Genomic DNA, 14356 nt, shown 5'->3' with positions numbered 1-14356 from the left:
CACTCATCTTTGTACCTGTATCTAGTTTACCATAAGCATTTAGGCTATGAAAATCATCGTCACAGGTTCTTTAGGGAATATCAGCAAACCGCTAACCAAAGAATTAATAAAAAAAGGTCATACAGTAACCGTTATCAGCAGTAAAGCCGAGCGGAAAAAAGAAATCGAAGCTATGGGTGCCAAAGCGGCCATAGGCACAATGCAGGATATTGATTTTCTAACAAAGACATTTACCGGTGCAGACATCGCTTATTTAATGGAGGCTGGTGGTCCAGAGAATATGTTTAACAAAAGCTATGACCTCAATAAAGCCACCACGGAAATTGTAACGGCTTATAAGAAGGCGGTTGAGGCATCTGGCATAAAAAAAGTGGTGCATTTAAGTAGCGTCGGTGCCCATACCGACAAAGGCATGGGGCTGGTGGAGCTTCATCATATCGCTGAAGGTATTTTGAAGCAATTACCAAATGACGTGTCCATCAAATTTATGCGACCAGGAGGTTTTTTTTACAACTTATTGGTTAACGTCGAAATAATTAAAACACTGAGCAAAGGTCTTCTCGGGGCCATTATGGCAATTCGATATTACGGTGTGAGGGGCTTCTTACAGGGAAAAAGAGGTGTGATGGTTGCTAATTACGGAGGCGATAACATGAATATATTGGTGTCGCCAGATGATATTGCCTCAGTAATTTCCGAAGAAATGGAAAAGCCATTTGAGGGGCGATCTGTACGGTACATCGCCAGTGAAGAACTTACCTGTAATGAAGTTGCTGAGATATTAGGCGAGGCTATAGGCAAACCTTACTTAAAATGGCCAGCTATCTCCAATAAAATGCTCGCCAATACAATGCTGAAACGAGGCATGAATGAAAAGATGGTAAAAGGTATCGTAGAAATGGGGGCTGCCGCACGTGCGGGAAAGTTGTATGAAGATTATTACCAACACAGGCCGGTGTTAAGTCACACAAAACTGAAAGATTACGCCAAAGAGTTTGCATTGGAATTCAACAAAAATAATTAAAAATTGAAGTGAAACTATCACAAGCATACAGCTTACAAAAAAGCAATGATTATGCTTATGACAGCCCTATAACCCCTAAAACAAGATGTATTCTTATGAAAAAAGGCATGATTAAAGTTAGTGTGTTGTATCCAAACGGAGACGACAAGATATTTGACATGGACTATTATTGTAACGAACATGCTCCCTTGGTCGCAGGCCTACTGGGCGATGCACTAAAAGGAACCACAGTTGAAAAAGGCCTGGGTGGCGCTACTCCCGGTTCTCCTGCCATCTATATCGCCATGGGAAACATGTATTTTAACTCTATTGACGAATTTGAAAATGCGTTTGGCCCTAATGCCGAAAAAATAATAGGCGATATGCCAAACTTTACCAATAGCCACCCTATTGTACAGGTGAGTGAAGTGATGATTTAAACCCCAAAACAGAAACATGAATACAGCTATCCACCAAGTTACCCGTATCATGCTTGTCGCATTTATGATTCGTTTCAAAAGGAAAGCATATAAAACGTTGCCTCTTTTGTAATGGTATTTGCGCTATCTTTAATAGTAGCTTATGTTAGATTTTGAAGCAGTTCAATCGCGACAATAAGCTAGTAAATATTCCTATAGCTATGACAAATGCACTGCCAATCAGAATTAAAACCATCAGCCAATGCCATGAGACTATGGGTCTTCCAAAACCCGAACATCCATTAATAAGTGTAATAAATTTCAATTCCTTTATACAGAAGCCCTTTAATGAACCTGTAAGTTTTATATATGATTTCTATGCAATTTATCTGAAACGGATCACCAATGCAAAATTCAAATATGGACATCAGGCCAGTGATTTTGATGAAGGCGTTTTATTTTTTATGGCACCGAATCAACTCTTTAGTATTCAGCCCGAAAAAGGTAAAACACTTAGACCGTCCGGGTGGGGCATACTATTTCACCCGGATTTTATATGGAATACCACTTTGGCTAAAATCATAAAGCAATATGAATTCTTCGATTACTCAGTTAATGAGGCACTATACCTTTCCGGGAAGGAAGAGAAGAAAATTGTAAGCATTATTAAAAGCATCCAGCAGGAATATCAGTTCAATACTGATAAGTTCAGCCAACAAATTATTGCTTCACAAATTGAAACGTTGCTCAACTTTTCCGAAAGGTTTTATCATCGTCAGTTTATTACCCGTAAAAAGACAAATCATCAAATTCTCAGTCGTTTAGAAGACACACTCGCAAAATATTTCAACAATGATGATCTGATCGCGCAGGGATTGCCTACTGTTCAATTCATTGCAGATACATTAAATATCTCACCCAATTATTTAAGTGATGTATTAAAAGTGTTGACCGGTCAAAGTACACAACAACACATTCACAGTAAACTGATAGAAAAAGCAAAAGAAAAATTATCAGGTACCGATTTGTCGATCAGCGAAATTGCTTATGAACTTGGCTTCGAGCATCCCCAATCGTTCACCAAATTATTCAAGTCAAAAACCAACCTCTCTCCTTTGAAGTTCCGAAACTCGTTTAATTAAATGAGATATCCAACAAGTGATAACCAGATAAATCTTCACCATAGGGTCTTGCTGAATTCCACCAGCTGACAGTTCTACCCTTTTTCTTACCTTCTTTGTATGCGCCACCCGGCTGCTCAATCAGGAATGAAAATAAGAAGAGATTGTGCTCAGGGAAAGCAATTTCTTCATCCTTGATACAGGGGATCTCATTTAATTGTTTGCTGATGTATATGACCAATTCTTTTGGGTCTGAAGCAAACAAAGGCATCCCCTGAAAATGCAGCCCCTTCGCCCTGTCGTCAGCGAAAACCTCCACCAACTGATTGGCTTTATATTCCAGCGATATTCCAGCGTCCATATACACCTTCGAAACGTCATCCCGGCTATCTCCGATAACCTGCATTGCTTCAAGTACATTATTTAGATCCTCCTGACTGAAGAATTCGCTGAACTGATTAACCGTATCATGTAATAGCTGTTGCTGCTGCTCCAAATTTACGCTTTCTTCTGCCGTGATCGAACCGAGTTCGTCTCGATACGTCTCTAGTGCTGATTTATCCGTCAAAAACCTTATTGGCCCCAAGCCTTTCAGTGGCAATAGTTCCCAAAATGGCGAATGTGGTTTAATATTACTCATATCATAAAATTAAGGATTACATGAAAATGTTGTTGCTCCTTTTGCATACCCCCCGTTATTTGCCAGGAGCAATCACCAAATACAATCTATACTATAACACGTAAATATTGCCATACAGTTTTAAAATTGTGCCAATCTCTTTATCTTGGTTACATGAAACTTTCAGCTCTTGTATTCCTCCTATTATTTTTTGGTACAATGGTCGGTTCAAATGCGCAGTATTTGGATCAGATCACTAAGCAAATGCATCAGCCCTCCGATCTTAAGAAGGACATTGATCTTGTACAAAATACACTGGAAAGAGAGCATCCAAATTTATATTTATACATCAGTAAAAAAGCGCTTGAAAATAAGTTCGATAGTTTAAGAAATAGCATCGACAAACCACTTACCTCTGTTGCCCTCTATGTAAATTTACTTCACATCATCAGCAGTATAGGAGATGGCCACCTGAACCTGGAAATAGATTATTCAAAAATCACTCCCCAGGACGTTGCCTTTCTGAAAATACCCGCCCTGCAACACCCTATTTATCAATTCAGCTACTTTGTGACCGGGAAACAGCTTTTTATCATGAAGAATTTATCTGCCGATTCTACAATTGCTAAGGGTACAGAGATCATCAGCATCAATAATTTACCAGCAGGAAGGTTGATAGATAGCTTAAACGGCTATATCACCGGGGATGGTTACAGTACCACCTACAGGAAGCACCTGATGAATAATGGAGTATTTGCAGAGCGTTACCGCTTTTTGTTCCCGGAAAAAGATCCGCTAACCATGGTGATCAAATCATCAGGAAGCTCCAAAGAAATTAAAATAGCACCACGTCGGGAGAAGGGCTATGATAGTATTGGCGGCGTGAAGCCGCCTACTGCAGAATATAAAATACTTACTGCTGACAGCAATGTCGCCTATTTTAAAGTACGCTCTTTTTATAATGGAAACGACTATGTGGGCTACCAAGGTATTTTTCATGACATTGAAAGGCGGAAATTAAAGACATTGATCATCGATTTAAGAGGGAATATGGGTGGAGAGTTGATTTGGGCAGCAAGGATTTACAGTCACCTCCTCGATTCCCCCAGGTATTTCTTCAGACTGCCTGAAGAGATAAAAATGCAGAAAAAACTCTATGACGATCAGAAAATACGAAACTGGGTCGACAAATTAAGAAAGTCAGACTACGAGAAAATCCATCCGTATACCTTTACATTCAAAGGAAAAATATATGTATTAATTGACGGAGGTTCCTTTTCTTCAAGCAGCATACTCTCAGCGAATTTAAAAAACCTGAAAAATGTGACGCTTGTCGGAGAAGAAACCGGCGGCAGTAAAAATGTAGTCACGGCTGGTGTCCAGAATAGCCTCACACTACCAGTAACTCAATTGTTGCTTCGTTACGGTAATGGCCCCGCCTTTTATGGAGACCTCACCACTATAGATGGAAGAGGTGTAATGCCAGATGTTCCGATTACTTACCGGATTGAAGATTATTTAGCAGGTAAAGATTTGGAAATGGACTGGGTGTTGAAGGATGTGGCGAAAAATGGTGCACGGCCGTAACCATCTTTTAATTTTGAAACACATTTTTACACTGACAATACGATCTTACCAAATAAAGGTCTCTCCCGTTTCACCTCCTCTATTCTTTGGTGAGCTTTCTTTACATCTTCCAATGGATAAATACCATCAATTACAGGCTTTACCTGCCCAGTTTCAATCAATTCGGTAATATGATGGAGTTCATCTCTGCTTTGCCTGGTAAAAACAAAATGGTAGGTAGCATTTTTTTCCCAGGCATGGATCAAATTCTGGGGCTGGGATATATCAACCAGTGTTACAATTCTACCATAGTTAGCCAGAGCAAGGGGACTGTCGGAAAGTGTGCTGCCCCCTACGGTATCAATAATTACGTCCACGCCTTTGCCTTTGGTATGAGCCTGTATCTCTTCAATGATGTTTTTCTCATGATGGTCAATCACTACATCGGCTCCAAGATCTTGAAGTTTCTCGTGTAAAATGCTTTGTCCTGTTGTGTACACAAAAGCTCCCAGCGACTTAGCGATCTGTATTGCCAATGTTCCAACGCCACCCGCGCCTCCCAGGATGAGAATGGTTTCTCCCTTTTTCAGGTTGGCCCGGGTAGCAAGCATTTCCCATACTGTCCCTCCAATAAGGGGGACTGCAGCAGCTTCCTCAAAGCTAAGATTAGCAGGCATCCTGGACAGTGAGGTTTCGTCTGTAAGGTGGTACTCGGCGTAACTGCCCACACCACCAAAGCGTGGAGAATAATAGACTTTATCACCCGGTCGCCATTTCTTCGCTTTTTCGCCAACTTCAAAAACCTCGCCTGCAACGTCGTGCCCGGTTATAATTGGCAGATCAAACAATGAGGCATAATCTCCCCGTCTTACCTGATAGTCGAGCGGATTCACTGAGGTAGCCCTTACCTTCACCAGTACCTGGTAGGGATCTGTGATGTAAGGTGTGTCCACTTCCTTCAACTGTAGGACATCAGGCCCACCGTAATTGTTGATTAAAATTGCTTTCATGATTATATACGCTTAATTCCGAAATTGTTAGGTAAAAAATTGAACGCTTCGTTGATTAATTGGGTTAGGCTACTTGTTTTCATTCTCGATAGTTCGTTTCAGATGGTGGTAGAATCATTTCAAACCGACCCTTGCTGTGCCCTCTGTTTTTCATAATCGATCTTCCCGTAATCGCCATTAAAATAGTCACGGTAGGCATGAGCTATATCCAGTTTGGAATTCATGACGAACGGTCCCTCTGCAAAGATCGGCTCCTGATAAGAAGCGCCACCGAACAATAGAAAATCACATGCTTCCATGTTATTGTTCTTCAGCTCAATACTGCCTTCTTCCCTGTCAAACTCTACAAAATCGCCGGCATTAAAGGTTTCATCATTGATGGTTCCCGGCAGTTCGGCCAGATAGGCGGCGACTTCAATTTTAGCTGCAAAGTTGATCTCAAAACAGGCACCGGGCTCCAGATGGATGTGATACAGAAACTGTTCTGAAAAAGCGGGAATCACAGAAATCAGATCCTCGAATGCACCCGCAATTACCTTGATCCATCCCTTTCCATGCGGCAAGTCCTTGTACGGCACTTTGCTCCCTTCAACTGCAAGGTATCCCGTTTTACCAGCTTTGATTTCGGAGGGGAGGTTGATCCAGAATTGAAATGCATGTACCAGTTTGGAATCCGTCTGTGAGTCGTAATTGAGCGTCTCGTCATGGATGATCCCATTACCTGCATTCATCCATTGCAAACCACCGGAATGTACCATAGCATAGTTTCCTGCACTGTCAAAGTGTTCGTCCTCACCGTTAATGATATAGGTTAAAGTGGCGATGCCCCTGTGAGGATGTGCGCCGGTGCCTTCCTTACTGATCTGGGTCTGCATGCGTGGAACGATATGGTCAAGAAATACAAATGCCCCTACCGCGTCTGCATACCTGTTGGGCAACAAGCGGTATATTTCCAGCTCGCCGTTATCAGCCCTTTGTCCATGGGTAGAAAAACTGCTTTTCTTTTTCATAATGAATATTAATCTCGATTATCTGCTATGACCTGCAGGAATACCGAACCGGGTACCTGCTTCAAATACCAGATGCAAATAAAAGCTAAAGGCTACGTCCTGAGATACACGGGACGTAGCCTTACCGGAAATTGTTATTGTGCCGGGATAGGTGTATTTAATAATTGCTGCTCCCATGCAAAAGCAACGCCTGTAGCTCCGCAATGCTCAATCATCAAACCAGCCAGCTGGTTCGCTGTATCCACACGCGCCCAATCCCGTTGCCATTCCGATAGGACTGCAAACCAATTAATTGGCGTAATACCATGCTGTACCATACGGCGAACAGCCATATCGTGCCCTTCCAGCGAAGAAGATCCGCAGGCATCAGTTACCACAAATACATCATATCCTTCAGCTGCCGCCTGGATGGCAGGCATCGCCACGCATATCTCGGTCCATAAACCGGCAATGATCAGCTGCTTGCGGCCACTTTTTGCCACAATATCAGTAACAGCAGAGTCTTCCCAGGTATTGATCCAGGTACGGTTGATGGGTTTTTGTTCCGGAAACACATCCTGTATCTGCTTGATGATCAAACCGCCGCGTTCCTCCAGAACTGTAGTCAGAATGGTTGGCACATTGAAGATTTTTGCGGCTTTGGAAAGACCGGCAACATTGTTAATGATCATGGTAGGATCGTGACTGTTCAGGTTGGTGAACTGGAATGGCTGGTGATCGATCAGCACAACGATACTGTCCTCAGGACGCAATAGGGCCTCAAGGCCTTTTTTTTGAATGTTTGACATGATTTAAATGTTTTATAGTGAATTATTGAGTATTGTCTGCAGATCGCCCGCGGCATGTCCCAAATGAGGTATAGAAGAGGTTGCCTTATTGTTCATATTAATTTGCTTGATGTAGATAAAGCAAATGTCACCAACCTGCTAAACTGAAAAGAAGATGTTTGTAGCAAAATTACGTCGACATTTGTCTACGAAACACCTGTACAGAGAGGATTGGGCATTTTAAAAGGCACCTTATAACGATCAGAAATACAATGATTTAATTACGATTTCTGCAACAGATTTAGCAATAAAATTCATTTAGTTGTATATTAGTCCGACATCAATATTATATTAATACTTAAAAAATACACAAGGCTATATGTACGACGCCTATTTCAAATACCTGAGAAATTTTAGCCCTAAACCACTAACTGACGACGAAAAGGCATTGATCATGAAAAACTTTACGCCATTCAGATTAAGGAAAAGGCAATACTCATTACAGGCGGGGGATATATGTAAGAAATTTGCATTTATCGTAAAAGGTGCGATGCGCATGTACACCATAGATGATAAGGGTATTGAACATGTGGTAAGGCTTGGGATCGAAGATTGGTGGATGGGCGACCGGGAAAGTTTTGTAAATCTTTCGCCAAGCCGATACCATATTGATGCTTTGGAGCATTGCGACCTGCTGTATTTAACTTTAGAGGGCGCCAATGAGTTGCAGGAAAAGGTTCCGGCTTTTTGCCAAATGAAGAGCATACTTGACGAACGCAACCAAATGGCAAACCATCGACGCCTAACCTCTTCTATAAGCTCTACTGCAAAAATGCGTTATACTGAATTTGTTGAATGCTATCCCGAGCTTGCTGATCGCTTTCCCCAACACATCATCGCTTCTTATCTCGGTATCAATAAGGATACACTGAGTCGTGTCAAACGTCAGCACAATTTGAAATAACAATTTTATCCCGGTAAAAGTACGCCAACATTCGTAGACATTTGTCTACGCTCTTTTTCTACAAACATCATCTTCCCGATGCCCTCCAGTTGCTGAGATTTGCGAGGCAGTTCACACTATCGTGATGTCATACGGTAGATCTATATCTACGTTACGATACGGTCCAAAAGACTGCAACGAGAATTGAATTTTATGGAAACACATGAAATACCTGACCTTGATAAAAGCCATAATACTTGCAGGCCTTCTGATGCTGGCAAAATTTTCCAGCGCCCAAAAGTTTAAGCTGTTGCGTTTTGATGAAGATCATACAGCGTTGAAGGATAGTGCGCGGACTTTTTACAACAGGCTGAAATACCTGCCGCTGCATGACAGCGGTAGAGCCTATCTGTCTTTCGGCGGGGAGCTACGGGCTGAACTTGACCGGGCAGACCACGAAGACTGGGGCGCAAGGAATGTCGGTACAAACATTTTTTTGCTACAGCGGTACCAGCTGCATGCGGATCTGCATTTAGGCGATAAGGTCAGGATTTTCGGGCAGATGCGAAGCGGCCTGGAGAATGGGCGAAAGAACGGACCGCGGCCCATCGATGAAGACCAGCTGAACGTTCAGAATCTTTTTATAGACCTTAGCCCTTACAAAGGACCGGATGATCAGATGAGCTTACGGTTGGGACGCCAGGAATTGCAGTACGGCAGCGGCCGGCTGCTTGATGTCCGCGAGGGGCCCAACCTTCGCCTTTACTTTGACGGAGCCAAGGTCGCCTATGCTTCACCAAAATGGAACGTGGATGTTTTTGTCATGGCCGCCAGCCGTGTCAGGACCGGTGTATTCGACAATTCAATCAGCCGAAAATCGAAGCTTTGGGGAATTTACAGCGCACATGCCCTGGCTAAAATGATCAATGTGGACCTCTATTATCTGGGTATCGACCGGGCGGCGGCCGGCTTCGACGAAGGCACCGCAGCTGAATCCCGGCATACCGTCGGTACCCGGTTGTGGGCAAATGGAAAAGAGTTGATCTACAATTTTGAAATCGGTTACCAGCTGGGCAAATTTGGCGCGGCAGATATAAGCGCCTGGGGTGGTTCCATGGATATCGGCTATCGCTTCGCTGATATACAAGGGACACCGACAATAAAGCTTCGGAGCGATTTTATTTCTGGGGACGATGTTAAAGGTGATGGAAAACTGGGCACATTTAATGCCTTATACCCTAACGGCGGTTATTTCGGTATGAACCCGCAGGCCGGTCCCGCAAATCTCCTCGCTATTCATCCCAATCTGACCTGGAGCCCCGCCAGGAATGTGCTGCTCTCCTTAGAGACAGTCTTCTCCTGGCGACAGTCCCTGCGGGACGGCATTTATCGCCCTGATGGTTCGCTCAGTCTCGGTTCCTCGAATTCAGATGGTCGCTATATTGGCACGGCTTACATTACCACGGCATCCTGGCAGATCAGCAGGTTTATGAGCTACAATGCAGGTGTGCAGTATTTCAAAACCGGAAATTTTATCAATGATGTGATACCGCAGCACAAAGATGGTTTTTTTATCAGTTCGCTCTTAGCGTGTAAATTTTGATCACCCATGCACGAAAATATGGAACTATTTAAAATGAAAAACGAGAGAACTTATATGGACGAAGCGATACGCAAGGCGGAACATTTGCTGGACATTAACGATCTGAGGGTGTCAGAAAGTCCGCTTTAGCCAACGAAATTATATCACTTAATTACAATTTATGAAAAAGTCTATTGCATTACTCACAGCAGCATTCATCAGTTTAGGATCAACTGCGCAAACCAAAAATGCATCAGCAGGTGCGGACCTGATCGTTTATCATGCTAAAATCACAACCCTTACGGCAGCACAGCCAGAAGCCACTGCCCTTGCCGTAAGTGCCGGCAGAATCTATGCCGTCGGCAACGATAATGAGATCCTTGCGCTTAAAGATAGCCATACCCGCCTTATTGACGCAGACGGCAGACGCCTTATTCCCGGGCTGGAAGATGCGCACATGCATCCCCTGAATGAAAGGAATTTTACACAAAAGGTAAAATGGGACGGCGTGCCTACACTTAAGCGCGCGCTGGAAATGCTGACCGAACAAGCGGCAAGAACGCCGGAGGGACAATGGGTAAAGGTGACCGGCGCCTGGTCTCCTTACCAATTCAAAGAAAACCGCGAACCTACTATTGAAGAACTGAATCAGGCGGTGCCAGATAAACCACTTTGGATCCAATATGCTTACAACAGATTATGGCTAAACAAACCGGCCATGAAGTTTTTCGGTATCGGGACACCGAAATTCAAGGCAGAAGCCGGTACCGTCCTTTACAAAGACAATAAGGGTAATTATACCGGGATGATCGATGCCAACACGTTCGTGTTTGTCGCCCTGGATGCAATGTTACCGACCGCAACGCCGGAAGAGGAGGTCAGTTCCCTTGAATATCTCATCAGAGATTTGAACAGGTTCGGACTTACCACGGTCATTGAAAACTCCAGCGTCATTCCATACCCACAAGGCCATGCTCCCATAGTTACGCTCATTAAAGAAAACAGAATGAATATACGTTTTCCATTCGTTGACCTTGGATTCACGTATGATCCTAACAAAAGCTGGGTGGACACCGAAATAGAGCGGGTCACCAAGATCTCACCGGTTAGCCCGGGACAGAATCTAAACCCCAACATGGAGCACGGACATGAATATGAAGGTACCGGTGAGGTACTCAGCCCCGAGGTTCACGATCATGAGAATTTTGATAAGCCGGCCATTATCATCCCTAGGGAAACCATGTATAAGTATGCTGAGGAATATACCCGTAAACTCATCCAAAAGAGGATCCCCTTCCGAGTACACATGACCTATAATGAGAACCTGACTCCTTTCCTGGACGCATTTGAAGAAGTTGTTAAAACCACGCCACTTGATGGCATGCGCTGGGCTGTAGAACATGCCGAGACCATCAGTGATGAGAATATCGCAAGGATCAAAAAATTAGGCGGAGGTATTGCACTTGACAATAAAATGGCCTTGCACGGCGAGAGCTTTGCGAAGACCTACGGCCTGGAGAAAGCGCTTTACACCCCAAGATTTGGCGCCTTGAAAAAAAGTGGCATTCCTTTATCATTAACCACAGATGCCTTTCGCGTGTCTCCCGCTAACCCCTGGACAGGTATCAGCTGGGCAGTGACGGGCAAAGCCGTATCTGGTAACGTAATCTTAGCCGAGGATAACCGACTCACACGGGAAGAAGCGCTGAGACTGTATACGATCGGTGCCGCCTGGTTTGAAAATCAGGAAAATGACAAAGGACGCATTGCGCCGGGTAACCTTGCAGACTTTACGCTGTTAAGCGAGGATTACTTTTCCATACCTGATGACCGGATACAGTACCTGGAATCTGTACTGACCGTAGTAGGCGGAAGAGTCGTGTATGGTGCTGGCAAATACAGTGACATATCTCCTAAGCTCGGGGAGATTCTACCATCGTGGTCGCCGATAAAATATTTTGGTGGTTACCATTTTGCAAAATAATACAGCCCGGGCACGGTTCAATCCTGACGACTCAAAAAAGTAAAAGTTCACTTTAACAGCAGCACTTTGCAGAAATCTATTTCTAAAGCATCGAGCCAAATAAGACCGGGCTTCCAAGTGTTGGGAGCCCGGTTGACACTGGAATTGCAACAATAAGGTAAACATTTAGCTAAGCGGCGAATACGTTCTGTTAAATTCATTGTCACTTAATTAACATTTGATCATTTATTATTTGTGTAGCGTTTTCCTCGTCCCAGCGAGAATAATCGGTATACCCCTGTTTCCCACCACCATACATTGTCGACCTGTCCGGCTCAATAAGCGGTGCATTTTTCTCGAACCGCTCAGGCAGGTCAGGGTTCGCGATGTATAGCTTGCCAAAGGAGATCAGTTTGGCAATGCCTTTTTCAAGTTCAGCTTCGGCGGAAGCCTTATCATACCCTGCATTAGCAATAACTACCTGGCGAATCTTCCTGCCGAAGAGCTCGATCTCGTCTTCAGCTGCATAATGTTCAGGCGAAGGAAAATTTGGGTTGCACCTCATGATTTCCACATAGGCAAAGTCCATATCGTTCAGTTTTTCGATCAGGTAGGTATAGGTAGCGGCAGGGTCATCCAGTACCATCTCACCATAGGAATGGAAAGGAGCTATTTTAATGCCCACCTTTTCACCGCCCACCACGCGGATCAATTCCTGCATCACCTCCAGTACGAAGCGTACTTTATTGGGGATGCTGCCCCCGTAAGCATCCGTCCTTTGATTGGAACTTTCAGCTAAGAACTGGTTGGGCAGATAGCCATTGCAGGCGTGAAGGGTAACCCCGTCAAACCCTGCCGCTATCGCATTTTTTGCCGCTTGGCCATAATCCATTATGGTTTGCCTGATCTCCGCAATCGTCATTTCCTGAGGCACCTCGAAATCTTTTCTGCCCTGAGAAGTAAAATGCTGCATTCCCAGGATGGGCAAGGGAGATGGCGCAAACGGGAGCTTTCCATTCCGGTCTATAGAATGTCCCATACGGCCGGTGTGCCAAAGCTGGGCTATTATTACGCCGCCTTTATCATGTACGGCTGTAGTTACCTTCTTCCAGGCTGCTACTTGTTCATCTGTAAAAATACCAGGCGTAAGCGGACTGCCGGTAGCCTCTTCACTGATTCTGATGGCTTCGCTGAACTGCAGGCCTGCGCCTGCCCTCTGCATATAGTATTCTGTCGTCATATCACCCACCAGGCCGTTGCTGTCTGTACGGCCCCTGGTCATCGCTGCCATGACTATTCTGTTTTTTAGGCTGACACTGCCTAACTTTATTTTTTCTAAAAGCTTCATAGTGCTATTTTTCTTCTTTTCGCCGGGCCATACGCTGAGCGATGATGCTGGCAGCAATCAATTGCATGGCATGGTATAACATGAGTGGCAACAACACAATACCGGTGATGGTACTGTGCTGAAAGAGCACCTTTGACATGACCGTTCCATGTACCAGTGACTTTTTAGACCCGCAAAATAAAACCGTAATGCGATCTTCATCTGAAAAGCCAAACAAACGGCTGAGTAGTCCGACGCAAAAAAATACGGCAAAAAACAAGGCTATCATCCCTACGGCAAGTCCCATAAGTTCAAGGGCTGTAAAGCCTGCGAACAAATGTTCGGAGAACGACTTACAGAACGACGTGTAAATAATGGTAAGGATGATCGCCTGATCAAAATATTTAAGCTGTTTCTTATATTTTTCGGCAATGGCTCCAAAACGTGCGTTGAGGCTAATGCCAACGATGACAGGCAACAAAACCTGAAGAACCAACTTGATGACGATATCCGTAACATCAAAATGGCCGGTCGCAGAAGCGATGAACAGCCCGACCCATAGCGGCGTCACTACAACGCCTATCAAACTGGAAATGCTCGCATTGAAAATGGCCGCGGGAATATTGCCTTTAGCGATGGAAACCATGACCACCGAAGAGGAAACGGTGGATGGTAAAGCCGCAAGAAAAAATATACCCAACCAAAGCACTTCGAGGTCGGTCCCAAGGAACAAGGGGCGAAATGCCAGAACGACGAGCGGAAAAAACAAAAAGGTCGTCAACTGGACAATGATGTGCATTTTCCAGTTGACAAGCCCGGCTTTTAATTTCTCCACACTCAATCTTAGTCCATAAAATAAAAAGATCAGCGAAACGCCTGCATTAGCGATCTGCTCCAGCGAAACAGGTTTTTTCACCATGCCCGGCTGCGGTAAAAAATAGGCCAGCAGGATCATGGTGCCTATCATGAGCAGGAAACCGTCGAAACCTGCTTTACTTAATATTGCTAATAACTTCTTCAATGTAA

General features: G+C 44.2%; 13 protein-coding genes. 7 read left to right on the top strand and 6 right to left on the bottom strand.

Annotated features, from left to right (window positions below; genetic code table 11):
• Nucleotides 1–46 precede the first annotated feature (46 nt).
• The 3 genes from PBAL39_RS05775 to PBAL39_RS05765 all read left to right on the top strand — a co-directional run bounded on the left by PBAL39_RS05775 (nucleotide 47) and on the right by PBAL39_RS05765 (nucleotide 2564).
• A complete protein-coding gene (locus PBAL39_RS05775) occupies nucleotides 47–1024 on the top strand; it encodes an NAD(P)H-binding protein (RefSeq protein WP_008239274.1) in 978 nt (325 codons plus the stop codon).
• A 107-nt stretch (nucleotides 1025–1131) separates the two neighbouring features.
• Entirely contained in the window at nucleotides 1132–1443 is a 312-nt protein-coding gene (locus PBAL39_RS05770) for an EthD family reductase (RefSeq protein WP_039866181.1), read from the top strand.
• 200 nt (nucleotides 1444–1643) lie between these two features.
• Nucleotides 1644–2564, top strand: coding sequence for an AraC family transcriptional regulator (locus tag PBAL39_RS05765; protein ID WP_008239272.1), 921 nt, complete (start codon nucleotides 1644–1646; stop codon nucleotides 2562–2564).
• On the opposite strand, the gene PBAL39_RS05760 is transcribed toward PBAL39_RS05765, so the two are convergent.
• Nucleotides 2557–3183, bottom strand: a complete 627-nt coding sequence (locus PBAL39_RS05760; protein ID WP_008239271.1) for a hypothetical protein — start codon at nucleotides 3181–3183, stop codon at nucleotides 2557–2559. The genes PBAL39_RS05765 and PBAL39_RS05760 overlap by 8 nt on opposite strands.
• A gap of 153 nt (nucleotides 3184–3336) precedes the next feature.
• Here PBAL39_RS05760 and PBAL39_RS05755 point away from each other — a divergent pair, with 153 nt between their 5' ends.
• Nucleotides 3337–4749: a S41 family peptidase gene (locus PBAL39_RS05755; protein ID WP_008239270.1), complete on the top strand. Its 1413-nt coding sequence runs from the start codon at nucleotides 3337–3339 to the stop codon at nucleotides 4747–4749.
• A 26-nt stretch (nucleotides 4750–4775) separates the two neighbouring features.
• Here the strand turns inward: PBAL39_RS05755 and PBAL39_RS05750 are convergent, their stop codons facing one another.
• The 3 genes from PBAL39_RS05750 to PBAL39_RS05740 form a co-directional block, all read right to left on the bottom strand.
• Nucleotides 4776–5738 carry a zinc-binding dehydrogenase gene (locus PBAL39_RS05750; protein ID WP_008239269.1) on the bottom strand — a complete coding sequence of 321 codons (963 nt, stop codon included), beginning with the start codon at nucleotides 5736–5738 and terminating at the stop codon, nucleotides 4776–4778.
• Between the two features lie 119 nt (nucleotides 5739–5857).
• Complete coding sequence (locus tag PBAL39_RS05745) at nucleotides 5858–6748, bottom strand: pirin family protein (RefSeq protein ID WP_008239268.1); 891 nt, start codon at nucleotides 6746–6748, stop codon at nucleotides 5858–5860.
• 134 nt (nucleotides 6749–6882) lie between these two features.
• On the bottom strand, nucleotides 6883–7536 hold the full coding sequence (locus PBAL39_RS05740) for a hydrolase (protein ID WP_008239267.1): 654 nt from the start codon (nucleotides 7534–7536) through the stop codon (nucleotides 6883–6885).
• A gap of 358 nt (nucleotides 7537–7894) precedes the next feature.
• Between PBAL39_RS05740 and PBAL39_RS05735 the strand changes: the two genes are divergently transcribed.
• From PBAL39_RS05735 to PBAL39_RS05725, 3 genes are all read left to right on the top strand, one after another.
• Nucleotides 7895–8479 carry a Crp/Fnr family transcriptional regulator gene (locus tag PBAL39_RS05735; protein ID WP_008239266.1) on the top strand — a complete coding sequence of 195 codons (585 nt, stop codon included), beginning with the start codon at nucleotides 7895–7897 and terminating at the stop codon, nucleotides 8477–8479.
• Nucleotides 8480–8681: 202 nt separating this feature from the next.
• Nucleotides 8682–10061 carry an alginate export family protein gene (locus PBAL39_RS05730; RefSeq protein ID WP_008239265.1) on the top strand — a complete coding sequence of 460 codons (1380 nt, stop codon included), beginning with the start codon at nucleotides 8682–8684 and terminating at the stop codon, nucleotides 10059–10061.
• Nucleotides 10062–10221: 160 nt separating this feature from the next.
• On the top strand, nucleotides 10222–12024 hold the full coding sequence (locus PBAL39_RS05725) for an amidohydrolase (RefSeq protein ID WP_008239263.1): 1803 nt from the start codon (nucleotides 10222–10224) through the stop codon (nucleotides 12022–12024).
• A 202-nt stretch (nucleotides 12025–12226) separates the two neighbouring features.
• On the opposite strand, the gene PBAL39_RS05720 is transcribed toward PBAL39_RS05725, so the two are convergent.
• Nucleotides 12227–13351: an alkene reductase gene (locus PBAL39_RS05720; RefSeq protein WP_008239262.1), complete on the bottom strand. Its 1125-nt coding sequence runs from the start codon at nucleotides 13349–13351 to the stop codon at nucleotides 12227–12229.
• Between the two features lie 4 nt (nucleotides 13352–13355).
• Nucleotides 13356–14351, bottom strand: coding sequence for a bile acid:sodium symporter family protein (locus tag PBAL39_RS05715; RefSeq protein WP_008239261.1), 996 nt, complete (start codon nucleotides 14349–14351; stop codon nucleotides 13356–13358).
• Nucleotides 14352–14356: the final 5 nt, after the last annotated feature.

This window comes from Pedobacter sp. BAL39, assembly GCF_000170795.1.
Lineage (GTDB): Bacteria > Bacteroidota > Bacteroidia > Sphingobacteriales > Sphingobacteriaceae > Pedobacter.
The sequence above is the reverse complement of the archived record's forward strand: the minus strand, read 5'-3'. Positions and strand labels throughout refer to the sequence as shown.

Bases quoted from the DNA above. Each gene is read 5' to 3' on its own strand.
- PBAL39_RS05760 (WP_008239271.1), bottom strand. From the start codon at position 3,183: ATGAGTAATATTAAACCACATTCGCCATTTTGGGAACTATTGCCACTG.
- PBAL39_RS05735 (WP_008239266.1), top strand. From the start codon at position 7,895: ATGTACGACGCCTATTTCAAATACCTGAGAAATTTTAGCCCTAAACCA.
- PBAL39_RS05765 (WP_008239272.1), top strand. From the start codon at position 1,644: ATGACAAATGCACTGCCAATCAGAATTAAAACCATCAGCCAATGCCAT.
- PBAL39_RS05755 (WP_008239270.1), top strand. From the start codon at position 3,337: ATGAAACTTTCAGCTCTTGTATTCCTCCTATTATTTTTTGGTACAATG.
- PBAL39_RS05750 (WP_008239269.1), bottom strand. From the start codon at position 5,738: ATGAAAGCAATTTTAATCAACAATTACGGTGGGCCTGATGTCCTACAG.
- PBAL39_RS05730 (WP_008239265.1), top strand. From the start codon at position 8,682: ATGAAATACCTGACCTTGATAAAAGCCATAATACTTGCAGGCCTTCTG.
- PBAL39_RS05745 (WP_008239268.1), bottom strand. From the start codon at position 6,748: ATGAAAAAGAAAAGCAGTTTTTCTACCCATGGACAAAGGGCTGATAAC.
- PBAL39_RS05775 (WP_008239274.1), top strand. From the start codon at position 47: ATGAAAATCATCGTCACAGGTTCTTTAGGGAATATCAGCAAACCGCTA.
- PBAL39_RS05770 (WP_039866181.1), top strand. From the start codon at position 1,132: ATGATTAAAGTTAGTGTGTTGTATCCAAACGGAGACGACAAGATATTT.
- PBAL39_RS05725 (WP_008239263.1), top strand. From the start codon at position 10,222: ATGAAAAAGTCTATTGCATTACTCACAGCAGCATTCATCAGTTTAGGA.
- PBAL39_RS05740 (WP_008239267.1), bottom strand. From the start codon at position 7,536: ATGTCAAACATTCAAAAAAAAGGCCTTGAGGCCCTATTGCGTCCTGAG.
- PBAL39_RS05720 (WP_008239262.1), bottom strand. From the start codon at position 13,351: ATGAAGCTTTTAGAAAAAATAAAGTTAGGCAGTGTCAGCCTAAAAAAC.